The sequence below is a fragment of the Bacillus sp. FDAARGOS_527 genome (assembly GCF_003812125.1).
Classification (GTDB): domain Bacteria; phylum Bacillota; class Bacilli; order Bacillales; family Bacillaceae_G; genus Bacillus_A; species Bacillus_A paranthracis.
In genome coordinates this window covers 1,863,810-1,887,334 of sequence record NZ_CP033795.1, presented here as the reverse complement: position 1 = coordinate 1,887,334, position 23,525 = coordinate 1,863,810, and the positions used below count along the sequence as shown (strand labels likewise).

The following is a 23,525-nucleotide window of genomic DNA, read 5'->3' as shown; positions in this document are numbered from 1 at the left end:
AGTGTGAATCATTGACTGTTTTTCGTATTTAATTGTCGTTCTTTTTTAATTCTTATAGATCTTAGTACAATCCCAATTCCAAGAAATATAATAGTAGCAACGACTCCGCTAATAGGGTTTAACCAAAAATCACTGCTGTTAGTAAGTGTAATGATCCCTGTTATTGTAACTAAAACAGTAGGAACGGCATCTTCAATTGCATGCATGATAACGCATGGCCATACTGACTTTGTAAGTCTATATATTTCAACATACATAATAGACCAAGAAACCATAAGTAGACAGCCGGATAAAAGCATATTTAACCTTGAAATAGATTCGAAATATTCATTTGGTAAAAAAACTAAATAATAAGCGGCATGCCAAAGAGACCAAACTAAACCAGAAATAATATAAATAAACCAATCGTTTAACTTTAGTTCAATGAGCTTAGGAGTTAAATAACCGCGCCATGAAAACTCTTCAAAAATATTTTTAATAAAGTTACCAATAGTAGACATGAATATGAGTGACAATAACGAATATATTTCAAAACTAGTTATGTTTGCTACTCCAAAAATAAGTGCTAAACTTATCGTTATTACTGTAACGAACGGGTAAATTAGTATCGCAACGAAGTACCATTTAAAGTTTGCCTTCAAATTTAGTTTTATACCAAAATCATTCCAATCTCGGCTAATAACTCTAAGGAAAATACATGAGAGGAAAGGTAATATTAGCCACAGTCCCATGCCTAAAGAGTTTCCTTCAGGCTGATCTGTTAGAAAAGAATCTAGAATTACGCCAATCCAGCCACTTGCCAATACAATGAACACAAAAATAAGTAAATGTAACTTAAGGGTTTTTCTTTTGGTAGCAGTCATTTTCAATAGACTCCTTTACTCTTATTTTTGACTTTTGTGACCTTGGGTATTTTATCAATGAAATAATAGATAACTAGAAAAGAAGCTGGAGAGTATGTAAGGGAAACTTAGTTAGATAGTATAAAGTCCTTTTAATCAATAGAAAATAGCGGCTTTTGTATAAATCACTTTATTATATGTGTAGTTGTATGATTTAGATGTTATCTATTCTTATCATGTAAAAATCTCATTGGAATTTCAATATTAGAAAGGTGAAAAGTAAGTTTTTTCAGAAAAAACAAACTAAGTCCTTGACTTTATAATTGGATTTTTAATACAATTATATTTCGACTGAAAAATTAGAACGGACAGGAGGGAATCATCAAATGAACAACATTTTTGAAGAAGAGTTACAAAAAATGAAAGATACATTACGTACGATGGATGATCAATTAGAACAGCTTGAAAAAATTCCAGTTTATTACGGCGATGATTTTAAAGAGCAAATTCTTGAAAGTATGAGGGAGTCTAATAGACAAAACTTACGTATTGGGGTACAAGAACCGTACTTTGGTAGATTAGATTTTCAAGAGGATGGCAAGGAAGAAGTTATGCCGATTTACATCGGTAAAGTTGGTGTTTCAGATAAAGATACGATGAAGCCAATTGTAATTGATTGGCGGGCACCTGTCGCAAGTATGTTTTATTCATTTACCGGCGGTGAAGAATTAGCGTTTTATCAATCACCGGATGGATTAGTAGAAGGTGATGTTTATTTAAAGCGAAATATCTCTATTCGAAAAAGAGAATTAGAACGTGTTGTTGATACATATGTAAAAGGAAATGAAGATGTCTCGCATGCCGATGATTTTCTTCTATATCGATTAGGTGAGAATAAAGATAATAAACTAAAGGATATTGTTTCGACGATTCAATCGGAGCAAAATGATATTATTCGTGCGGAAAGAAACTTACCATTATTAATTCAAGGGGTTGCAGGAAGCGGTAAAACAACAATCGCTTTACATCGCCTTGCTTTTTTAATTTATGAATATCGTGAGCAATTAGAAGCGGAGCGAATGATTGTTTTCGCTCCGAATAGTCTGTTTTTAGACTATATTTCGAGTGTGCTTCCTGAATTAGGTGTCGGGAATATTAGTCAAACAACATTTCCGGACTGGGCATTACGTACGTTAGATGATTCGGTGAAACTGAAGCAGACAGAAGAAAAATTGAAAGAAGCCTTTTCTATTAATCGTGATGAAAGAAAGGTTATGCTTGGTAAATTGAAAGGTACGCTAGAATTTAAGTCCTTTATTGAAGAGCAAATGGTTCAATTTGAAAAAGAACTAGTGCCAACAACTAATTTTGAGGCATGGGATAAAGCTGTTATTCCAGTGGAAGATATAAAAAAATGGATGCAAGTTGAGTATAAACATTATCCATTAAAGAAAAGAAGAGAACGTTTAGTTGGCCGAATGAAGCGCTGGATTGAAATTGAACTAAAAAAGTATGGCGAAACAAACGAGAAGAAATTATTAAAAAAAGAAGCGACAAAGAGATTGAACAGTTATATGAAGTTTTGGCCGAAAATGAGCTCGCTTTCAATATATAGTTCAATATTGAAAAGCAAAGAAATACTCGAAGTATTACCCGAGGAACTTGTGAAAGAAACTGAGAAGAGTTGTCGTAAAAAAGAAGTGTATGTAGAAGATTTACCCGCTTTAATTTACATACATCATCGCATAACAGGTATTGAAATCGGGCAGAAATTTCATCACGTCGTTATTGATGAAGCGCAAGATTTCTCACCATTCCAAGTTTATGTATTAAAAGAAATTACATTAGGTAATTCTTTCACTATATTAGGTGATTTATCTCAAGCGATTTATGATTACCAAGGGATTGAAGATTGGAGTGCTTTTAAGGAAGTATTCCAAGAAACAGGCTATTATGAACTGACGAGAAGCTATCGTTCTACAAAAGAAATTATTGAATTTGCGAACGAAATAATTAAAAATGCCGAGATTCCAGTAGGGCTTGCGACACCAGTTTTTCGTAGTGGTGAAGAGGTCAAAGTAATTCAAGCAGAAGATCAATTTAATGAGATTATGAAGACGTTAAAACATTTACAAAATGATGATGTGAAAACAATTGCGGTAATAGGAAGAACAGACGATGAATGTCGCGATATATATGAGAAATTAACAAAGGCAGGAGTAGCTGTAAACGTCATTGAAGCAGATCAAAGTAAATATGAAGGTGGTATTTCAGTTGTACCTGTATACTTGGCAAAAGGGCTAGAATTTGACGCTGTTCTACTAATTGATGTTGATGAAGAACATTACAAAAATACAAAACACGATGCAAAGTTACTATATGTCGGATGTACGAGATCACTTCATGATTTATGGATTTTCCATAGTGGGGAAGCATCTCCGTTAATTAAGAAATAAAAATTCAAGAGGCTTTTCTAATAATGAATAGAAGAGCCTCTTGTTTTTATAAAGAAATAGGAGAAATGATAATGATTACAAAAGTCATAACAAAGAGAAATTGGGAAATCGCAAAGATAAATGGAGAGATTAATGAAGTTTCACTAAAAGAAGAGGGGTTTATACACTGTTCATCTTTAGAACAAGCTTTAAACGTTGCTCAAAAACATTTCGTTTATGAAGAAGATGTTTTATTACTAACAATTGATCCAACTCTGTTAACAGCAGAAACAAAATATGAACCTGCTTCTAACGGTCAAGAATATCCGCACGTATATGGAGTAATTAATGTTGATGCGATTGTAGATGTTGTTACATTACCTAAAGAAAACGGAGAGTTTATCTTACTATAGGTACAAAGATAAGAATGTTATAAACTTATAATTTAGCTAGAAAAGCACAAATCATATAGTTTGTGCTTTTTATTATCCATTTTTTAGTAAATAATTATTGTTTTTGTCACCATAATACTGTACGATACATAGTATAAAACATATACTGTATGACATATAGTAATGAAAATGAGGTGAATATATGGATGCTTTATTAAATTCATTAATTACTGAGCTAAGAAGAGGTACATTAACATTAGCAGTTTTAAGCCAATTAAGAACGCCGCAGTATGGATATTCACTTGTCCAATTATTAGAGAAATCAGGAATCGTAATCGATCAAAGTACTTTATATCCACTACTTCGCCGGTTAGAAAAGCAAGAGCTAGTGACGAGTAGTTGGGATAAAACAGAGAGTAGACCTCGTAAATATTATGTTTTAACTGAATACGGATTAGAGATATTCCAGCAGTTGAGAAAGGAATGGATAAAGGATTCGAAAGAACTTTATAACTTATTAAAGGAGGAGGACAAGAATGAATTTGATTAATATTTATGTCGAGGAAGTAGCGAAGAGATTACCTGAAAAAAATCGTGAAGATATTATTCTTGAGCTACGGTCAACAATTGAGGATATGTTGCCTGATGATTATAATGAAGATGATGAAAAAAGGGTTCTTGAAAAATTGGGGAGTCCGGTTTCATTAGCTAATGGATATTTGGATAGACCGATGCATTTAATTGGACCACGTTATTTTGATGTATATACGACATTATTAAAAATGATCATTCCAATTGCAGTTGTTATTGCACTCATTGCAATGGTTGCAGAAAATTTTTTAAGTTATACTGGTGATCAAGCAGTATTAAATGTTATTTTACAAGTAATAGGTAAAGGCATTGGAGAAATTTTTGAAGTAGCCCTCCATGTATTTTTCTGGTTAACACTCGTATTTGCTATTTTAGAAAGAACGGATAAAAACAAAGATACCGAGCCGTTGACGACAAGTTTAAAAAAGTGGACGCCAGATGATTTGAAAAACATTTCGTATATTCCGAAGAAAAAAGCAATCTCCAAGTTTGAAGTTTTTGGAGGGTTAATGTGGACGGCAATATGGGCTACACTTTATTTTTATGCGAATCATCTCGTTGGTGTATACAGTGGTACGGGAAGTGGATTGAAGTTTGTCGCGCCAACGTTTAATCAAGATGTGTTACTTCAGTATTGGCCAATCGTTGTGATGATAATTGTTTTTGAAATAGCGATATCTCTTTATAAGTTAGTACAGGGACAATGGACGAAAAGATTGGCAATCGGGAATACTATTCTCCAAATAGCTGGAACGATAGTATTCATTATAATTGTAGTAAATCCGCACATATTTACCGATGGATTTATTACGTTTGTGGCAAATGTGTTCACTATTTCTCCGGAAGAACTTAAAAAGTGGCTAATTGGTGGGGGTATTCTCATTTACGTTTTATCTGCTGCATTAAACATTTATGATGGCTTTCGAAAAGCTAGTGTTCGTGTAACAAATAGGTAGTTAAAAAGAGAACGTATATGAAAGGAAGAAAAGGATGATAAGGGAAGCAACGGAAAAAGATGTAATATACATTTTAGATATTTATAATGATGCGATACTGAATACAACTGCTGTATATACGTATAAACCCGTAACCCTTGAAAATAGAATAGATTGGTATGAACAAAAAAAGGCTGATGGTTATCCGATTTTTGTATACGAACTAGATAATAAAGTAGTAGGATTTGCGACATTCGGTCCGTTTAGAGCTTGGCCTGCCTACAAATATTCAATTGAGCATTCTGTGTATGTTGATAAGGAATATAGAAAATGTGGGATTGGAACTTCTTTGATGAGAGCATTGATCACAATTGCAAAAGAAAGAGAATATATGACTTTAATTGCTGGAATTGACGCAGAAAATGAGAAAAGTATTGCCTTACATGAAAACTATGGATTTGTTCATGCAGGGACAATAAAAAAAGCTGGTTATAAGTTTAATAAGTGGCTAGATTTAGCTTTTTATCAATTGGAGCTTTGTGGTCCTAAAAATCCTTTAGAAGAATAGAAATTTAGTATCTTAGGTAGCATGGAGTTATTCATGCTACCTTTTTCTTATTGTAATCATAAGAATGCTTTTCTAAAAAAGGGATTTTATATTATATATTGAATTATTAAAAAATAATATAACGTTTGGAAAAGAGGCTGGGAAATGGAAACTGTCATTCAAAAAATGAAAGAGATACAATCTGATCATGTTGGGATAGCTATTTATTCTACAAAAAATAATCGTTAGGAATATTTAACGAATTCCCGTTTCTTTATGTTATTGGGGGAAAAGATTTACCGAATCGACGTGAAAATAAAGAGGTAGATGAAGCTTTTGTAGTAGCTTTGAAGTACATATACAAAGAATATAGTGAAAGTACGCTAGGAGTGAGTAATTGAAAAGAAACTTAAAGACATCAACAATCATTATATTAATAGTAACAATCATCGCTTTGGAAGTTGGAATCGCGATTTACGATCATACTTTATCGTTATATACAATTTACTTTGCAGCGATCCTTATTTGTATTGTATTACTTTTTGGTACACGTATTTCTAAAGAGAAAGAAAGTGCAACAAAAGAGAGACGAAGAAAAACAGCACTTCTATTTTGGCCATCTATTTTACTATCTATTGCTTCTTTTGCAGTTATAAGTTATATAAGAATAGGCTATGTCTCTGTACCAGGGATAATTGGTTTTTCATGCTTTGTTACATATGGTGGATTCGTATTTATTAGTATTTTAAAGAGGAAAAGTAAAAATTAAAGATAACTTACTAAGTTGAAAGGAAGGAATATATGAAACACATAGAGAATGGTACCCGTGCTGAAGGAGAATACATAAAAAATAAAGTCATTCAATATAACATGTCTATTTTAACTGATGAAGCAAAACAGCCGATGGAACAAGTAAGTTTTGTTGTGAAAGATGAGGCTGGGAAAATCTTTGGCGGCGTAACAGGTACGATGTATTTTTATCATCTTCATATAGATTTTTTATGGGTTGATGAATCAGTTCGTTATGATGGTTATGGTAGTCAATTATTACATAAAATTGAAGACATTGCGAAGGAAAAAGGCTGTAGATTAATATTATTAGATTCATTTAGTTTTCAAGCACCAGAATTTTATAAAAAGCACGGCTACCGAGAATATGGTGTTGTTGAAGATCATCCTAAAGGACATAGTCAACATTTTTTAGAGAAGAGGTTATAGTATCTGTGTTCTACAAGAAAAGTGGATTTTAAAAGCATCGCCAATAAGGCGATGCTTTTTTTAGTTTATAGAAATTAATCAATCTGATGCAATTATGCGAAGAAATATTTCGATTCGTATTACAAGGATTTTCTTTTTTTACTATTCAAATAGCTTATTCATTAAATCTTGTATTTCACGTCTTCTTTTATCCGTTTCGTCCTTATCAATTGTATACGTATCACCCTCAATTATAAGAACATCCCCCTCTTTTGCAGTGGAAGGGAGTTTGGATTTAGGTACATCCATTGTTATGTTATTCACTTCAATAACTGCTAGTTCGCCTTCAAAACGGTCAATAATACCTCTTTTCATAATTATCTCTCCGTTCTTACAGAAATGTTAGAACCATCACTCGTAATAATTACAGTCCCATTTAAATCAGTTCTATATACTTTAACAGACATTGCATTTAACTTTGCTAAAGTTTCCTGTGTAGGATGGCCATATCGGTTACCTGTACCCGCACTGATCACAGCGATACTTGGTTTCACTGCATCTAAAAATGGCTGAGAAGAAGATGTTTTACTTCCATGGTGACCAGGTTTTAATATATCGGATTTTAGGTTAGAACCATGTGTTTCAACCATATCGTTTTCACTTTTAGATTCAGCATCACCAGTAAATAAGAAAGATTTGCTGCCATGTGTTACTTTTAATACAGCACTCCACTCATTTAGATCGTTACCATATTCTTTAACAGGAGCTAAAAATTGTGAGTTTAAACCATTTATTGGTAAAGTTACTCCAGACTTCGCTTCTTTAATAGTTAACCCTTTGTTAGCTACTGCAGTTAAAAAGTCTTTAAACGTTTGTGTCGTATGACTTACTTTAGGTGCGTAAACGTTTTTTACATTCATAGAATATAAGACTTCATCTAATCCGCCTACATGATCAGCATCAGGATGAGTGGCGATCATATAATCAATAGTTTGGAATCCTAATCCTTTTAAATAATCTGCTACTACTTTACCTTTTCCGTTGTTACCACCGTCAATAAGAATCGTTTCTCCACTTGGCGATTTAATAAAAGTAGCATCACCTTGTCCTACATCAATATAATGAACTTCTAACTCTCCTTTAGGCTTAGGAAGAGCAGGACGAAAATTTGGTTCTAATACACGAGCCAAAAATGCTGCGAATTGCTCACGAGTTACTTTTACACCTGGACCAAATGTACCATCAGGCAATCCAGTGGTAATATTATTTTGAGCTAAAATTTTGACATAATTGTAACCCCAATGAGTAGATGGAACATCGGGGAAATTGACGTCGGCACCTGTAGGCTTTAAATCAAAAGTTTTAACTAAAACCTTTGCCATTTCTGCACGAGTTAATGAGCGATCAGGGAAATAATTCGTTTCACGTTGTACAATGTTATTATGTGCTAACTTATGTACAGAATCATAATAATAGATACCTTTGGCTACATCGGAAAAAATATGATTATAGCTAGATGGTTTTTCTAATTTTAATGATAAATCTAGCATTAAGGCCATTTGTCCACGAGTTACATCATCGCTTGGTTTAAAAGTTCCTTCTGGCGTACCTTTAATGATACCTTTATCCGATAAATAGTTAATTTCTTTAATTGCCCAATGATTAGATTGGACATCAGGGAAAGATCTAGCACTTGTAAGATTTGGAATGAATAATGATAAAATCATGACAAATGCTGTTAGTAATAAACTAAACTTTTTCAAAAAATCGCCTCACTTAATGTGTTTTTTATCTTATTAACTTTACCATTTCTTACAAGTAATTCAAAGTTTAATAGTTAAATATCTTATTAGTAAGTGTGTGTATTTACGAATTCATCAAATCTAAACATAGTAATGAAATAGAGCTAGGAACTATATATATTGCAATTGTAAAATCTATATTATAAATTAATCTTATGAAGTTTTGGTAACAGATTGTACTACAGAACTATAGTGAAGGAAAGAACGTAAGGGAAAATAAATATGAGGAGAAACTGCATTTTGTAGACGTATTGAGGGATTTGCTGATATTTCATTGTAGTTATGTAATGAGAAGTGCTAACAAGTATGCAAGCGAACTTGCTAATACTAAAGTGGGTTATTCGTAAAATTAATTATAATAATATACATTCTATTTAATGGGAGAAAGAAAATGTACACTTATAAATTACAACATGATCAACCAATATGCGCTGGAAAAATAAAGATGCTTTATAATTCTGTCGGTTGGTGGCCAGAAAGAAAAGAAATCGATATTGAAAAAATGTTAAAGAACAGTATAGCGATTGGTGTATGGGAAGAAAATGAGTTAATTGGGTTTGCTAGAGTTGTTTCAGATGGTGTCTTTCGAGCATACATAGAAGATGTTGTTGTGCATGAGAGGGTAAGGAATAAAGGCATTGGAGAGAAGATGCTTACAATGTTGCTTGAAGAAATATCTCATATCGATATTGTGAGCTTATTTTGTGGAGAGAAGCTTATAAAGTTTTATGGTCAACAACAATTTCAAGCGACGAAACAAATTGTGATGCATCGTAATCAAATAGTAAAAGAAATATGAGGTGTGAATGAGAATGAAGGCAACAAGAGCATATTGTGTATCGAAAAGAAAAGCGACAGAAGATTCTCCTGATGGTTGGAATGCAACATGTATGAGGCTAAATAATAAAATATTTGCGATATTGAACCATGAAGAAGGCGAAAAAGCGACAATTACATTAAAATGTGATCCAGAACTTGCGCTAAGATTAAGAGAAGAGTATCCAGAAACAATCATTCCGGGGTATCATATGAATAAAAAACATTGGAATACGGTGTATATACATAAAGATGTAGAACAGGTACAAATTAATAAGATGATTGATTGGTCGTATGATTTAGTTCTACAATCATTTTCAAAGAGAAAGCAGCAAGAGTTATTAGATTAATATGTATAAGGGGTGGATGTATTGAAAGACACGATCAAAGATACATATGATAAATTAGCGAGTACATATAAAGAAAATCTAGATGTGGCAAATCCATATAACAGCTATTATGAAAGACCAGCGATGATGGAGATGGTTCCAAAGAAATTAGAAGGGAAGAGTATACTAGATGCCGGATGTGCAGCTGGATGGTATACTTCTCAATTTGTAGAAAGAGGAGCAAATGTTACTGCAATTGACGTAAGTTATGAAATGGTAAAAGCTGCAAAGGAAAGTATGGGGGATAAAGCAACGTTTCTTTGTCATGACTTGCAAGAAGTATTACCGTTTGAAGATCATACTTTTGATGTAATTGTAAGTTCGTTAACTCTTCATTACTTAGAAAATTGGAATCAAGTATTTCAGGAGTTTCGTCGCGTACTGAAGCCAGGTGGAGAATTTATATACTCCATTCATCATCCTTTTATGGACTTTACAAAGTTTACTTGTAAAAATTATTTCGAAAAACAATTATTAGTAGATACTTGGGTTAAACCAAACATTACAATTGAAGTTGAATTTTTTAGAAGGTCACTTCAAGACATTATTAATGAAACAACAAATTATTTTATGTTAGAAAAAATGGTCGAACCAAGGCCAGTTAAAAAGATGAAAGAAGTAAATGAAAAATCTTATTACTATTTAAATACAAATCCACATTTCCTTATTGTTAAAGCAGTTAATAAATAGCTAGTAAAATGATTATATTTTACTAGCTATTTTGCAGTTATAAATGATGAATTAGGAGTTTTGAAATGAATACGAAACGAAATAGATTACTATACGCAATGTTTACAATCCTTGTTATTATTTTAGGGCTTAGTTCAAGAAAATTTGCTTTTGCGCTGCCGGCTCTATTAAATGATTATTTAGGTGATGCTTTATGGGCGTTAATGATTTTCATTGGATTTGGATTTTTATTTCCTAAAATAGAAACGAAGAAATTGGCTTTTATTAGTTTAATGTTTTGCTACGGGATTGAAGTGAGCCAATTGTATCATGCTGAATGGATAGATAGTATTCGTGCAACGACTTTAGGTGGACTCGTATTAGGTTATGGATTTTTGTGGAATGATTTGGTGGCTTATATAATTGGTGTTGGGGTAGGAATGTTTTGTGAATTTATGTTACGGAATAAATAAAAGATGTAAAAAGGGGTATTTATGAAAAAAATAATATTAATAGGTTCTGGTGGTTCAGGGAAATCTACATTAGCAAAACAGCTAGGAAATAAACTAAATATTAAAGTACATCATCTTGATGTACTATTTTGGAAACCGAATTGGGAAGGGGTACCGAAAGAAGAGCAAAGAACGGTTCAGAATGAATTAGTGAAAGAAGATGAGTGGATTATTGATGGGAATTATGGTGGGACAATGGACATAAGAATGAACGCAGCTGATACAATTATCTTTCTTGATATTCATAGAACAATATGTGTTTATCATGCTTTTAAAAGAGTTGTACAATATCGGAATAAAACAAGACCGGATATGGGCGCGGGATGTGAAGAAAGATTTGATTTGCAATTTTTTAAATGGATATGGGAATATCCTAATGTTAAACGACCTACAATTATAAAAAAGTTAGAGCAGTTGCCAGAAGAGAAAAAGGTTATTGTTTTAAAATCTTCAAGTGAGGTTCGGAAGTTTTTAGAACGCATATAATAGCATGTGACATAACAGTTCTTTGTGGATATTAAAGATTAGTTTAATAAAACTAATCTTTTTTTATTATGATGTATTTAAACATGCCTGGAAATTGTATTTTGTAATAGGAACCTATGTAAAAATAATGCTTGGAGGAATAGTAAATGAATAACGATTTAATTCAAAGGATCAATTCATTAATGGTCAATATTCCAAAAGGAGAAGTAGTATTAAGAGATGATCGAATAAAGAAAGAATGGCAAGTGCAAATCAAACCATTTCTTCTTGCAAAGTATGTTGTAACGATGGAATTATATGATGGTATTATAAATAGTACATGTAATGATTATAAAAATAGCAATAAGCCAGTTGTAAATATTTCATGGCATGATGCAATTACTTTTTGTAATTCACTCTCTAAAACAGCAGGGCTTACAGAGTTTTATTCTATACAAGATGATGGAAAAAAGGTTAGTTGTAACTTACATTCAAATGGCTATCGATTACCGTCTGAGGCAGAGTGGCAATACGCATGTAAAGCAGATACGCCAGGATATACATATGGAGAACTTCAGAAAATAGCATGGTATAATGAAAATTCAAACGGACAAATTCAAGACGTTGGTAAAAAAGAGCCGAATGCATGGGGCCTTTATGATATGTTAGGGAACGTTTGGGAATGGTGCTATGATTTGTATGATGAAAAGGTGTATGGATCATACCGGATTTTTCGAGGTGGCAGTTGGGCTGAAGAAGCTAGAGGCTGTGGCGCGACTTGTCGCCGACGTAGCCATCCTACATTTCATATAGATGATCTTGGTTTTAGGCTTGCAAGGTCAATTTAATAAAAGAATAGTATAAAACAAAGATTTTGGAGAGTATCCATATTCTTAATATGATAGAAAAGATTTGACTTAAGGAGTGTTTAAAGTGGCACGTGTTTTATTCATTAATACTGGATCAGAAGGGCATATAAATCCAACATTGCAAGTTGTAGAAGAATTAGTTTCGCGCGGGGAAGAGGTAGTTTATTTTTCAATAGAAGCTTTCAGAGAACGTATTGAAAAAACAGGGGCTATTGTAAGAACAATTGACGACCAAAGGTTTATAAAAGCTTTTCTTTCCGGTGGCCGAAATTATTTGCAGGAAAGAATAAACGGTCTTCTACATACAGCAGATGTTATTATACCAAGTGTTCTTGAACAAATTGAAGGAGAACATTTTGATTATATGATTCATGATTCGATGTTTGGCTGTGGCCGTATAATTGCTCAAATTTTAAAGCTTCCGGCAATAAATTCCTGTACATCTTTTGCACAAGATGAAAAATCATTTCAACAAATGTTAGATCACTTGTCTAAAAGTATCCCAGTGAAAGTTCAGGAGAGGATACATAATGATTTTGAAAGATTAACTAAGGAGGTTGCGGAAAAGTATAGTGTTGAAATAAACTCACCATATGAAGTTTTCTGTAATCCAGCGTCACTTACTATTGTATATACAATAAAAGAGTTCCAGCCTTTTGGAGATATGTTTAATGAAACATTTAAATTTGTAGGTCCATCCGTCCCTGCACAAGTAAAAAATGAAGACTTTGATTTTACTTCAATTGAAGAAAAAAGCCCGATTTACATTTCGCTAGGCACTGTTTTTAATGAAGCGCTTGATTTTTATAAACTTTGTATGAAGGCGTTCGAGAATAGCGAGCATACTATTGTAATGTCTATTGGTAATAAAACGAACATAAGTGATTTAGGTGAAATTCCTAAAAACTTCATTGTGAAAAACTATGTACCACAAACGAAACTACTTGCATATACAAAGTTGTTTATTACACATGGTGGAATGAACAGTACACATGAAGGGCTATATAACGGGATTCCACTCATTGTAATTCCGCAAAGTGCAGATCAGCCAGTAATCGCAAAGCAAGTGGAGAATCTAGGAGCTGGGATTAAGTTATCTATGAAAGAATTAACTGTAGAACAACTACGTGAAAGTGTAGAACTTGTATTAAATAATCCATCATATAAAGAAGTTGCATGGAATTTGAAGGAATCTTTTCTGAAATCTGGTGGCTATCAGGAAGCTGCTGATGAGATTTTTACATTTATAGGTCAATAATAAATAGAAAATTATACATGAGAAGAGTGTCTATATGAAATGATATAGACACTCTTTTTTTATATGAAGCGGAGAATTCGTTGTTTTGAAATGTTAAATATTCTGTTTTGTAAATTCGGACCATAGCTTTACGTGTTACTAATGCTTTCATCATTTCTGCACAACTTCTGCACATACTTTGATGATTTCTATGTCATTATATATTCATCAAGTGAAATATTTCACAAGAAATGAAATATATTTTCACTGCGGTGTATGCATAATACACACATACATCGTTACAAGATTATCTCTTGTTATTCTTTTACATCGAAGCCCACATTACACTACGAATTATAACAAGAAGGGGACAGGAACATGAAGAATCAATTTTTAAAACAACTACAAAACATGAAAATGAACAAAAAAAGTCTAGGAGCTGTTGCATTAACAGCTGGAATTATTGGCACGACACTTATTCCTCAAAACGCATACGCGCACGGTTTTGTTGAAAAGCCGAGCAGCCGATCTGCTTTATGTAGTCCAACTTATGGTGCACTAAATGTAAACTGCGGAAGTGTTATGTATGAACCACAAAGTTTGGAAGCTCCAAAAGGGTTCCCGCAAACTGGCCCAGTTGATGGTCAAATCGCTTCTGCAGGTGGTAAGTTTGGTGGTATTTTAGATCAACAAACTGCCGATCGTTGGTTTAAAAATACAATTACAGGCGGGGAAAATACATTTACGTGGAAATATACAGCGCCTCACTTAACGAGCAAATGGCATTACTATATTACAAAAAAAGGATGGAATCCAAATAAAGCGCTCACAAGAGCAGATTTTGAACCAATTGGAACTGTGCAACATGATGGTTCTGCAGCCTCAAATCATTTAACTCACAAAATCAATGTACCTACTGATAGAAGTGGGTATCATGTAATTTTAGCAGTATGGGATGTAGCTGATACAGCAAATGCATTCTATAATGTAATTGATGTTAATCTCATCAATGACGTAAAACCAGACACAGAAGCTCCAAGCATTCCAAATAGAATTCAGGCACAAAAAGTAACAGCGAATAGTATAGAACTAGCATGGAACGATTCTACGGATAATGTAGGGGTAAAAGGGTATCAAATCTTCCGTAACGGAGAGATGATTGATACAGTACCAGGAACTCATTTTATTGATAAAAAATTACAACCAAGTACAGAATACTCTTATACTATAAAAGCAATTGACGCAGCTGGAAATGTATCGAAAGAAAGTGCAACGCTTACAGTGAAAACAACAGTTGAGGCTCCTGATACAGAAGCACCAACACAACCAAAAGGATTACATAGTATGGGAACGACAGCGTCAAGTGTGGATCTAATGTGGAGTCCTTCTGACGATAATATTGGTGTAGACCATTACGATATTTATAGAGAAACAAAAGGATCGATGGAAAAAATTGCAACATCCAATACGACTTCTTATATGGATAAATATTTACTCTCTAATACTACTTATAAATATGTAGTGAAAGCTGTTGATGTAGCTGGAAATGAATCTGTACAGAGTGATATATTCATAATTACTACAAAAACTGAAAGCGTTTCATATGAAGAATGGGATGCAAAGAAAGCATATGAAAAGGGAGATAAAGTTCTACACGAGGGAAAAGTATATGAAGCAGTCCAAAGTTATAAAGGAAATGGGGATCCAAACTGGATTTATGCTTTATCATTATGGAAAACAGTGTAAGATTTACCTTGGTATGAACTAAGAGATAATGGGCTTTGATGCAAAAGGACATCTTGAGAATTCATTTTTCTATAAATAAAAAAGGGCAGTATATGAATACGTAAAGTAGTTTCATATACTGCCTTTTTTATTATGATAACATTTTCGTCATAAGTATATGCGGAATGCCATCTTCCATAAATACATCAGAAGAGATTTGATAACCTAGTTTTTTATAAAATCCTTCAGCCTGTGTTTGACCGTGTAGTTTTACTTTTGTAGATTCTTTTTCACGAGCAATTTCTTCTAACGTTTGAATAATTACTTTTCCTAAACCGTATTTACGATAGTCTTTTAAAATACAAATACGTTCTAATTTTCCAGTTCCATCAACAAATCGGATACGACCTGTACCAACAGGAAGCTCATTATAATAAACTAAAATATGTTTACATTTCTCCCCGATTTCATCAAACATATCGAATTCATCTTCAAGTGGGACATTTTGTTCTTTTACAAATACTTCTTTTCGAATATGAAAGGCAGTTTCTAAATCTGTAAGTTCTGTTATGAGTTTGGAGTGCAAATTGTTCAATCCTTTCTAGTGTGATGTGCTTTTGTTTTCATAGTATATCATAATGTTACGTAATAACGAGAAAATATAAAAAAAGCTGACTGTAAGAGTCAGCGTTCATTATAATTCCTGTATCCCATTTTTTGTTCCAATAATCGCCTTACTAGTCATATTAACAAACAATCCGGTTTCAACTACACCAGTAATCATTTTTAATCTTTTGTGTAAATCGGAAGGAGTAGGTATATGATTAGGGAATATACAATCGATAATCATGTTATTATTATCGGTTATAAACGTTTCATTATTTTTTAAGCGTAACGTTGTTTGACATCCTAAAGATTGAATTTTACTTTCGGTTTGTTTCCATGCAAAAGGTATGATTTCAATAGGTAATGGAAAAGTCCCTAAACGTGTCACAACTTTTGATTCATCAACGATAATGATAAGTTCTTTCGAGGAGGAGGCTACAATTTTCTCGCGAAGTAATGCACCACCGCCTCCTTTAATAAGCTGTAAATTAGAATCAATTTCATCAGCGCCATCAATTGTAAGATCAAGACTTTGTACGTCGTTTAACGAAATCAACGGAATATTTAGCTGCTGTGCCAATGCTTCCGTTTCCTTTGATGTCGGGACAGCTTGAATTGATAATCCCTCTTTTACACGTTGACCTAATTTTTGTATCGTCCAGTATGCGGTTGATCCTGTACCAAGACCAATCTTCATACCATCTTTTACGAAGGTTGCAGCATATTCACCAGCGAGTTGTTTTAAATTCATCGCTTTACTCCGCCGGACGTGGCCCAGCATCAAGACCTGAATTTTCAACTGTAAGTACCGGACGAACGACTATATCTTTATGTACACGCATTTGACAAGATAATCGTAAATGATCCTCAATCCCTTTTTCAGTCATTGCATGTTTCTCATTCGCACTCGCTTCACAGAAATCACCTGCTAGTATTTCTACTCTACAAGTTGTGCAACGTGCTTTTCCGCCGCAACGATGGAGTATGTTTACACCGTTATCTTCAATTGCTAATACTAATTTTGTGCCTTCTTTTACATCAAAAGTTCCCGCACCTTCAATTGTTAATTTTGGCAAATTTGTTCCTCCTCACGTAAAATTGTACATAACATATTTATGACCGCGAATTATTGAACATAAACATAATTTTTTTATATGCCCCGTAACTTTTTTATTTGTTGAATCGTTAATTAAGTAAGCGCTGAAAAGGAGTGGTTATTTTGTGCACAAAAGTAACTCATATTTTGAAAAATCATATCGATATGAATCATTCAAATATAACTTTTTTAATTGAGCAATACGGAGAGTTGAAAAGATACTGTACATTTTTAACGAAAAATAAATGGGATGGCGAAGATCTTGCCCAAGAAACAGTTTGTAAAGTACTTCAAAAATATAGTAATAAAGATATTTGTATGACGCTCGTATATAAAATAGCTAGAAATCGTTGGTTAGATCAAATAAAGTCAAAATCAGTTCATGAAAAAATAAGAGACCAAATTACTTTTGAAGAAGCACATGAAAAAATTGCAGATTTGCATGAAATGGTAGGGAAAGTATTATCTTCATTAAATGTACAGCAATCCACGATTTTATTATTAAAGGATGTTTTTCAATATAGTATCGCTGATATTGCTAAAGTATGTTCCGTATCGGAAGGGGCAGTAAAAGCTTCTTTGTTTCGGAGTAGAAATAGGTTAAAAACTGTAAGTGAAGAAGGGATAGAGATAGTTGAATTCACAGACGATATGGAAGTTGTAGTAACGTCTATTCGAGAAGAGAGACCGGAATTATTAACGAAACTGCTTCCAACAATAGATTTTACTAAGTTACCATCTAAACAGCCAGTCTTATTATTTAATGTGAAACAACCTTCTTCCTACAGTTGTATGCTTTTAGCAGCATAACAATTATTGGAGGGATTTAAAATGAATGCAATTCCATATGTTGTAGAACAAACGAAATTAGGAGAACGTTCCTATGATATATATTCAAGGTTATTGAAAGACCGTATTATTATTATCGGTTCAGAAATAAATGATCAAGTAGCGAGTAGTGTCGTAGCTCAATTATTATTTTTAGAAGCAGAAGATGCAGAGAAAGATATATTTTTATACATTAATAGCCCAGGCGGATCAACGACAGCGGGATTTGCTATATTAGATACAATGAATTTAGTCAAACCTGATGTACAAACGCTATGCATGGGCTTTGCAGCATCATTTGGTGCATTGTTATTATTATCAGGTGCAAAAGGAAAACGATTTGCACTCCCGAATAGTGAAATTATGATTCATCAGCCACTTGGTGGTGCAAAAGGGCAGGCAACAGAAATTGAAATAACAGCAAAAAGAATTTTAAAGTTAAAACATGATATTAATAAAATGATTGCAGAAAAAACAGGGCAACCGATTGAAAGAGTAGCACATGATACAGAAAGAGATTATTTTATGACTGCAGAAGAAGCGAAGGCATATGGGATTGTAGATGATGTTGTTACGAAAAAATAGCAGAAAGCAGGCTAGAGAGTAAAGTATATTCTCTAGCCTGTTTTATTAATCTTTTATCCATTCATCGACTAACGCTTGATTCTTTTTAATCCATTTTCGCGCCGCTTCTTCGGGATCTTTCGTTTTATTTAACTCGACCATTAATGTACCAAGCTGTTCATCGTTCATTTTCCATTTATCAAAGTATTTTATGATATCCGGATGATCTTTTTCGAAACCTTTACGAACAGAGTAATAAATGTCATCTTTTTCACCATATACTTTCTTAGGGTCTTTTAAATATTTTAAGTCAAATTCTGAAAAACCCCAATGTGGATTCCAAAGCGTAACAGCGATTGGTTTCTTTTTCGTATATGCTTTTTTTAGTTCACTCATCAAAGCAGCTTCAGAAGACTGGACAAGTTTTAGCTTTATATCATATTCCTTCATCGCTTTATTCGTTAAATTCATAAGACTGCTGCCAGGTTCAATTCCGACAATTTTATTATCTAGTTCATCTTTATGTGCATTTAGATCTTCAATGCTGTTTATGTTTTTCACATAAGAAGGGACAACTAAACCTAGTCCGGTTCCTTCATACCATTTTGATTTTAAGACAATATCATCTTTATAACGATCATTTAGTGGTTTATCCGTAACGGGTAGCCATACTTCTAAATTAGCATCAACATCACCGCGAGCAACACCAGTCCAAATTGCCGCTTTTTCTAAATACATGAGTTCAACTTTGTAGCCTTTTTGTTCTAGTAGTACCTTCCACATATTTGCAGTTGCAATGTTTTCTTTCCAACTTGTTACACCTAGTTTAATTTTTCCTTTCGAATTTGCATTTGTTGCATTACATGAAGAGAAAATCATAGTAATAAATAATGCAAGGCATATGAGCCATATTTTCTTTCTCATTAAAAACCTCCTAAGAAACGTTTGCTTTTTAAATAAATGTATAAGTAAGCATTCTTATTATGAACGGAAAAAAGAATTTTAAAGAAATCTTATAAATGTTATTTTTATGTAATATTTCTTTGCAAAATCGCAACACTATGTGAATAGATGGGTAGAAAAGGAGTAGTGACATGGATAATACAAAGGTACGTGTTGAAAACGTAACAAAAGTATTTGGGAAACACCCGCAAAGAGCGCTTACCTTATTAAAAGAAGGAAAAAGTAAATCGGAAATTTTGAAAGAGACAGGAATGAACGTTGGCGTAAAAAAGGCGACGTTCGAAGTATATACGGGAGAAATTTTCGTTATTATGGGATTGTCTGGTAGCGGGAAATCGACATTAGTTCGTATGTTAAACCAACTGATTAGACCAACAGCGGGGCATATATACATAGATGGAGAGGATATCGCAACGATGGGAAAAGAAGAGTTGCGAAGAGTGAGAAGAACGAAGATGAGCATGGTGTTTCAGAAATTCGCTCTATTCCCTCATCGTACCGTTTTGCAAAATGTTGCATATGGGTTGGAAATACAAGGAGTTCCAGTAGAGGAACGAGAGAGAAAAGCGTTAGAGTCCTTGAAGTTAGTTGGATTAGACCATCATAAAGATAATTATCCAAGTCAACTGAGCGGTGGTATGCAACAGCGTGTCGGCATTGCGAGAGCGCTTACGAATGATCCGGATGTTTTACTTATGGATGAGTCATTTAGTGCATTAGATCCACTGATTCGAAAAGAAATGCAAGATGAACTGTTAGAATTACAAGATAAAATGGAAAAAACAATTATTTTTATTACGCATGATTTAGATGAAGCCCTTCGAATTGGTGATCGAATTGCGTTAATGAAAGATGGAGAAGTTGTCCAAATTGGAACGCCAGAAGAAATTATGATGAGTCCTGCGAATGAATTTGTAGAGAAATTCGTGGCGGATGTGAATTTAGGAAAAGTAATAACGGCGGAATCTATATTAAAACGACCAGAGACGTTATTAATTGACCGTGGACCACGTGTAGCACTTCAAATTATGAGAAATGCCGGCGTTTCTACAGTGTATGTTGTTAACAAAAAATATGAGTTTTTAGGAATATTAACGGCAGATGATGCGAGTAAAGCAGTACAAAAGCAATGGCCGATTGCTGATTTATTACTTACCGATATTCCGCACGTGTATTTAGATACTTTACTGGAAGAAACGTATGCGAAAATGGCGGAGATGAAATATCCGTTACCAGTAATTGATGAGAAGAAAAGGCTAAGAGGAATTATTAAACGTGAAAGTGTCATTCAAGCTCTTGCAGGTAATATTGAAGAAGAGGTGAAAGACGATGAATAGTATACCACGTATCCCTTTAGGGGAATGGGTCGACTCATTTGTTGCAAGTTTATATGAGCACTTTGAAGGCTTATTCCGAGGATTCTCTTATATTATCGGCGGATTCGTTGATTTACTCACTAATTTTTTAATAATAATACCGGCCATATTGATGATTATTATTTTATGTTTCCTCATTTGGTACACAACGAGAAAAGTATCTTTAGTTATTTTTACACTCATCGGATTATTATTTATTTTGAATATTAACTACTGGGCACAGACGATGCAGACATTAGCTCTTGTACTTACATCTGTTATTATTTCAATTATTGTAGGTATCCCAATTGGCATTTTAGCTTCGCAAAATGAACGGTTTTCAAAATTTTTAAAACCGACATTAGATTTTATGCAAACAATGCCGGCTTTCGTATATCTGATTCCTGCGATTACATTTTTCGGAGTAGGAGTAGTACCTGGGATTATTGCATCGGTAATCTTTGCAATGCCACCGACAATTCGTTTTACTGACTTAGGAATTAGACAAGTTCCAGAAGATTTAATAGAAGCAGCGAATGCGTTTGGCTCTACCGCATCACAAAAATTATTTAAAGTACAATTACCACTCGCAACTGGAACGATCATGGCTGGTGTGAACCAAAGTATTATGCTCTCTTTATCAATGGTAGTAACAGCATCGCTTGTAGGAGCTCCAGGTCTTGGAGTTGATGTATACCGCTCTGTGACACAAGTTAATATCGGGATGGGATTTGAAGCGGGACTAGCCATTGTTGTCATTGCGATTATATTAGATCGTATTACACAAGGATTTCACCAAAAAAGAAGATAACAAAAAAACACACTTTATTATACAAAGTGTGTTTTTTGTTTGAATAGATTATATTCGAACGATAACAGAACCGTCAGCTGACGCAAAAACTTGTTTTTTTATTTCATTGATTTAATTCTTCGATGAATAACGATATGTTTGTTTAATAGCGACTTGAAAATCTCTTCTTAAGAAGAGGATTATGTGGTGGAAAAGTATAAGTAATAAAGTACATTTTTTGGAAATTATTAAGTGGAATAGCGAATATATTAGGAGACAGTGAAGTCATGTAAATAGATATTATTTTGGAAGAAATTATGAGAGGAGATGCTATTTTGTCTAAAAAGAAAAAAAGTAATGATGCCTTGGCGATAGGCGTCGGTATAGGGGTTGTAATCGGTGTAGTCCAAGGTTATTTTACAAATAATTTAGTAATCGGAATTGTGATTGGGATTGTAATTGGAGTTGTGGTTTTGAAGAAAAAATGACGTGTAAATTCAATTCAAAATTGTTGTGTTAAAAGAATGAATTTTCGGAATATAAATCCTATTTTTCCTTTTTTTATGATATTATATATAAAAAGGATGGTGATGGATATGCCAACAAATAATCAAGAAGAACAAAATTGCTTCATTTGTGAAAAACATAAAGGAAATATTACAGTTCCAGGTGGAGCTATTTACGAAGATGAACTCGTTTACGTTGGACATGTCCACTGGGATAGCGAAGAAACGTATCTTGGTTATGTAATGATAGATATAAAAAGACATGTACCTGGTCTTGCTGAGCTAACAGATGAAGAAGCGAAAAGGTTCGGACTTATATCAAGTAGAGTAAGTAAAGCACTAAAAGCAAGTGAAGGTGCGGAACATATTTACACTTTTGTTTCAGGGAATGGTGTACCACATATGCATATGCACATCATACCGCGTTATGCAAATACACCAAAAGAGTTTTGGTCACCGACTGAAGTAGCGAAATGGAACGGTGCGCCTTATGGTGATACAGAAAAAATCAAAAAACTATGCGAAAGAATACGAAAGTATATGGTGAGTGAATATGCATACAACAAATAATAGACAACATTCATGGGTTGGAAGTAGAGAAATGTGTTTAGACGAAATTTCGGTAAAGCAATATGGTGATATCGTGCTCGGTGCATATGGTGGGAATATTAGTGCCGGAGCAAAAAAGAATGAAGATGGTGCGTTAGTTTGGTCAAATGGTGATTGGGAATTTGCAGCTATATTAGATGGACATAATAGTGCAGAAAGTGTTGATTTAGTAGTAAATACAATTCAAAAAGAATATGAAAATATAAAAGAAATGATGAATGAATCGATTGATACAGTATTTCGATCTATTGAAAATCATATTCTTACAATCTTACAATCTTCTTCATTTAAGGAAAAGTGCAAAAGAATTAAAGGTGAAACAGCTTGCTTACTATGTGTAAGAAAAGAAAATTATATATGGTGGCTATCTATTGGAGACTGTTTAGTGTATGTATTTCATGAAGAGTTACATAAGTTAGGACAATATGCATTAAATCAACGTCATTTTTACGAATGGATTGGAAATGTAAACACATTTGATTTACCTGTTCCTTGTTATTCAACAGGCATTCGTGAATTACGTAATGGAAAGAATCGAATTGTAATGGTGACAGATGGAGTATTAGAATGCGGGGAACGTCGGTATGAAACTCCTGTAAATCTGTATAGTGATATGAATAGAAATAATAACGTACTTAAAGTAAATATCCATAATGTTTTAGAACACGTTCACCAGCAATTAGGAAGAGATAGTGCGACGATTATTAGTTGGGACATAGAGAACAAAATGAGTACTACGTATCCGAGTGATCAGCCGGACAAAATCCAGACGATAAGATAAAGGA

The 23,525-nt window shown here is 33.6% G+C and carries 29 protein-coding genes; 22 read left to right on the top strand and 7 right to left on the bottom strand.

Annotated elements, in window-relative coordinates:
- Positions 1-8 precede the first annotated feature (8 nt).
- Positions 9-863, bottom strand: coding sequence for a CPBP family glutamic-type intramembrane protease (locus tag EGX95_RS12190; RefSeq protein WP_000127499.1), 855 nt, complete (start codon positions 861-863; stop codon positions 9-11).
- Positions 864-1,228: 365 nt separating this feature from the next.
- On the opposite strand from EGX95_RS12190, the gene EGX95_RS12185 reads away from it, so the two are divergent.
- The 7 genes from EGX95_RS12185 (at position 1,229) to EGX95_RS12155 (ending at position 6,960) form a co-directional block, all read left to right on the top strand.
- Positions 1,229-3,298 carry a HelD family protein gene (locus tag EGX95_RS12185; protein ID WP_001059518.1) on the top strand — a complete coding sequence of 690 codons (2,070 nt, stop codon included), beginning with the start codon at positions 1,229-1,231 and terminating at the stop codon, positions 3,296-3,298.
- Positions 3,299-3,369: 71 nt separating this feature from the next.
- Positions 3,370-3,690, top strand: a complete 321-nt coding sequence (locus EGX95_RS12180; RefSeq protein WP_000629062.1) for a DUF952 domain-containing protein — start codon at positions 3,370-3,372, stop codon at positions 3,688-3,690.
- A 181-nt stretch (positions 3,691-3,871) separates the two neighbouring features.
- Positions 3,872-4,219, top strand: coding sequence for a PadR family transcriptional regulator (locus EGX95_RS12175; RefSeq protein WP_000339349.1), 348 nt, complete (start codon positions 3,872-3,874; stop codon positions 4,217-4,219).
- Complete coding sequence (locus tag EGX95_RS12170) at positions 4,206-5,216, top strand: HAAS signaling domain-containing protein (protein ID WP_001049123.1); 1,011 nt, start codon at positions 4,206-4,208, stop codon at positions 5,214-5,216. The genes EGX95_RS12175 and EGX95_RS12170 overlap by 14 nt, the downstream gene beginning before the upstream one ends.
- A gap of 34 nt (positions 5,217-5,250) precedes the next feature.
- Entirely contained in the window at positions 5,251-5,763 is a 513-nt protein-coding gene (locus EGX95_RS12165; protein ID WP_000617501.1) for a GNAT family N-acetyltransferase, read from the top strand.
- A 376-nt stretch (positions 5,764-6,139) separates the two neighbouring features.
- Positions 6,140-6,511 carry a hypothetical protein gene (locus EGX95_RS12160; RefSeq protein WP_000828006.1) on the top strand — a complete coding sequence of 124 codons (372 nt, stop codon included), beginning with the start codon at positions 6,140-6,142 and terminating at the stop codon, positions 6,509-6,511.
- Positions 6,512-6,543: 32 nt separating this feature from the next.
- Positions 6,544-6,960, top strand: a complete 417-nt coding sequence (locus EGX95_RS12155) for a GNAT family N-acetyltransferase (RefSeq protein ID WP_000680404.1) — start codon at positions 6,544-6,546, stop codon at positions 6,958-6,960.
- 141 nt (positions 6,961-7,101) lie between these two features.
- Here the strand turns inward: EGX95_RS12155 and EGX95_RS12150 are convergent, their stop codons facing one another.
- Both EGX95_RS12150 and EGX95_RS12145 read right to left on the bottom strand, forming a co-directional pair.
- On the bottom strand, positions 7,102-7,314 hold the full coding sequence (locus EGX95_RS12150) for a DUF3006 domain-containing protein (RefSeq protein ID WP_000820162.1): 213 nt from the start codon (positions 7,312-7,314) through the stop codon (positions 7,102-7,104).
- Positions 7,315-7,316: 2 nt separating this feature from the next.
- Positions 7,317-8,702 carry an S-layer homology domain-containing protein gene (locus tag EGX95_RS12145; protein WP_000714650.1) on the bottom strand — a complete coding sequence of 462 codons (1,386 nt, stop codon included), beginning with the start codon at positions 8,700-8,702 and terminating at the stop codon, positions 7,317-7,319.
- Between the two features lie 430 nt (positions 8,703-9,132).
- Between EGX95_RS12145 and EGX95_RS12140 the strand changes: the two genes are divergently transcribed.
- The 8 genes from EGX95_RS12140 to EGX95_RS12105 all read left to right on the top strand — a co-directional run bounded on the left by EGX95_RS12140 (position 9,133) and on the right by EGX95_RS12105 (position 15,444).
- Positions 9,133-9,540 carry a GNAT family N-acetyltransferase gene (locus tag EGX95_RS12140; protein ID WP_000288952.1) on the top strand — a complete coding sequence of 136 codons (408 nt, stop codon included), beginning with the start codon at positions 9,133-9,135 and terminating at the stop codon, positions 9,538-9,540.
- Between the two features lie 13 nt (positions 9,541-9,553).
- Entirely contained in the window at positions 9,554-9,907 is a 354-nt protein-coding gene (locus EGX95_RS12135; RefSeq protein ID WP_000648514.1) for an MmcQ/YjbR family DNA-binding protein, read from the top strand.
- Between the two features lie 21 nt (positions 9,908-9,928).
- A complete protein-coding gene (locus EGX95_RS12130; RefSeq protein WP_000655489.1) occupies positions 9,929-10,636 on the top strand; it encodes a class I SAM-dependent methyltransferase in 708 nt (235 codons plus the stop codon).
- 65 nt (positions 10,637-10,701) lie between these two features.
- Entirely contained in the window at positions 10,702-11,088 is a 387-nt protein-coding gene (locus tag EGX95_RS12125; RefSeq protein ID WP_001093431.1) for a ribosomal maturation YjgA family protein, read from the top strand.
- A 21-nt stretch (positions 11,089-11,109) separates the two neighbouring features.
- Positions 11,110-11,613 (top strand): DNA topology modulation protein, encoded by a 504-nt coding sequence (locus tag EGX95_RS12120; protein WP_000720544.1) that lies wholly within the window; start codon positions 11,110-11,112, stop codon positions 11,611-11,613.
- A gap of 146 nt (positions 11,614-11,759) precedes the next feature.
- Positions 11,760-12,440 carry a formylglycine-generating enzyme family protein gene (locus EGX95_RS12115; RefSeq protein ID WP_001058134.1) on the top strand — a complete coding sequence of 227 codons (681 nt, stop codon included), beginning with the start codon at positions 11,760-11,762 and terminating at the stop codon, positions 12,438-12,440.
- A gap of 85 nt (positions 12,441-12,525) precedes the next feature.
- The gene (locus EGX95_RS12110) at positions 12,526-13,719 is read left to right on the top strand and encodes a macrolide family glycosyltransferase (RefSeq protein ID WP_000124904.1); all 1,194 of its coding nucleotides are present in this window, start codon (positions 12,526-12,528) and stop codon (positions 13,717-13,719) included.
- 357 nt (positions 13,720-14,076) lie between these two features.
- The gene (locus EGX95_RS12105) at positions 14,077-15,444 is read left to right on the top strand and encodes a lytic polysaccharide monooxygenase (RefSeq protein WP_000795732.1); all 1,368 of its coding nucleotides are present in this window, start codon (positions 14,077-14,079) and stop codon (positions 15,442-15,444) included.
- 130 nt (positions 15,445-15,574) lie between these two features.
- On the opposite strand, the gene EGX95_RS12100 is transcribed toward EGX95_RS12105, so the two are convergent.
- The 3 genes from EGX95_RS12100 to EGX95_RS12090 all read right to left on the bottom strand — a co-directional run bounded on the left by EGX95_RS12100 (position 15,575) and on the right by EGX95_RS12090 (position 17,105).
- On the bottom strand, positions 15,575-16,009 hold the full coding sequence (locus tag EGX95_RS12100; RefSeq protein WP_000555714.1) for a GNAT family N-acetyltransferase: 435 nt from the start codon (positions 16,007-16,009) through the stop codon (positions 15,575-15,577).
- 108 nt (positions 16,010-16,117) lie between these two features.
- Entirely contained in the window at positions 16,118-16,780 is a 663-nt protein-coding gene (rpiA, locus tag EGX95_RS12095; protein WP_001049998.1) for a ribose 5-phosphate isomerase A, read from the bottom strand.
- A gap of 4 nt (positions 16,781-16,784) precedes the next feature.
- Entirely contained in the window at positions 16,785-17,105 is a 321-nt protein-coding gene (locus EGX95_RS12090) for a 2Fe-2S iron-sulfur cluster-binding protein (protein ID WP_001125382.1), read from the bottom strand.
- A gap of 143 nt (positions 17,106-17,248) precedes the next feature.
- Here EGX95_RS12090 and EGX95_RS12085 point away from each other — a divergent pair, with 143 nt between their 5' ends.
- Together EGX95_RS12085 and clpP are read left to right on the top strand one after the other, a co-directional pair.
- Positions 17,249-17,935, top strand: a complete 687-nt coding sequence (locus EGX95_RS12085; RefSeq protein WP_000337489.1) for an RNA polymerase subunit sigma-70 — start codon at positions 17,249-17,251, stop codon at positions 17,933-17,935.
- Between the two features lie 21 nt (positions 17,936-17,956).
- The gene (gene clpP / locus EGX95_RS12080; RefSeq protein WP_063246814.1) at positions 17,957-18,538 is read left to right on the top strand and encodes an ATP-dependent Clp endopeptidase proteolytic subunit ClpP; all 582 of its coding nucleotides are present in this window, start codon (positions 17,957-17,959) and stop codon (positions 18,536-18,538) included.
- 45 nt (positions 18,539-18,583) lie between these two features.
- Here clpP and EGX95_RS12075 read toward each other — a convergent pair whose 3' ends face one another.
- Complete coding sequence (locus EGX95_RS12075; protein WP_001227645.1) at positions 18,584-19,441, bottom strand: glycine betaine ABC transporter substrate-binding protein; 858 nt, start codon at positions 19,439-19,441, stop codon at positions 18,584-18,586.
- A gap of 170 nt (positions 19,442-19,611) precedes the next feature.
- Here EGX95_RS12075 and EGX95_RS12070 point away from each other — a divergent pair, with 170 nt between their 5' ends.
- From EGX95_RS12070 to EGX95_RS12050, 5 genes are all read left to right on the top strand, one after another.
- The gene (locus EGX95_RS12070) at positions 19,612-20,817 is read left to right on the top strand and encodes a quaternary amine ABC transporter ATP-binding protein (protein WP_000370623.1); all 1,206 of its coding nucleotides are present in this window, start codon (positions 19,612-19,614) and stop codon (positions 20,815-20,817) included.
- Entirely contained in the window at positions 20,810-21,646 is an 837-nt protein-coding gene (locus EGX95_RS12065) for an ABC transporter permease (protein ID WP_001084753.1), read from the top strand. Before EGX95_RS12070 ends, EGX95_RS12065 begins: the two co-directional genes overlap by 8 nt.
- Positions 21,647-21,942: 296 nt before the next feature.
- Positions 21,943-22,113 (top strand): glycine zipper domain-containing protein, encoded by a 171-nt coding sequence (locus tag EGX95_RS12060; protein ID WP_001992228.1) that lies wholly within the window; start codon positions 21,943-21,945, stop codon positions 22,111-22,113.
- Between the two features lie 102 nt (positions 22,114-22,215).
- Positions 22,216-22,701 carry an HIT family protein gene (locus EGX95_RS12055; RefSeq protein ID WP_002080579.1) on the top strand — a complete coding sequence of 162 codons (486 nt, stop codon included), beginning with the start codon at positions 22,216-22,218 and terminating at the stop codon, positions 22,699-22,701.
- On the top strand, positions 22,685-23,521 hold the full coding sequence (locus EGX95_RS12050) for a PP2C family serine/threonine-protein phosphatase (RefSeq protein WP_052760724.1): 837 nt from the start codon (positions 22,685-22,687) through the stop codon (positions 23,519-23,521). The genes EGX95_RS12055 and EGX95_RS12050 overlap by 17 nt, the downstream gene beginning before the upstream one ends.
- The last annotated feature ends 4 nt before the right edge of the window (positions 23,522-23,525 follow it).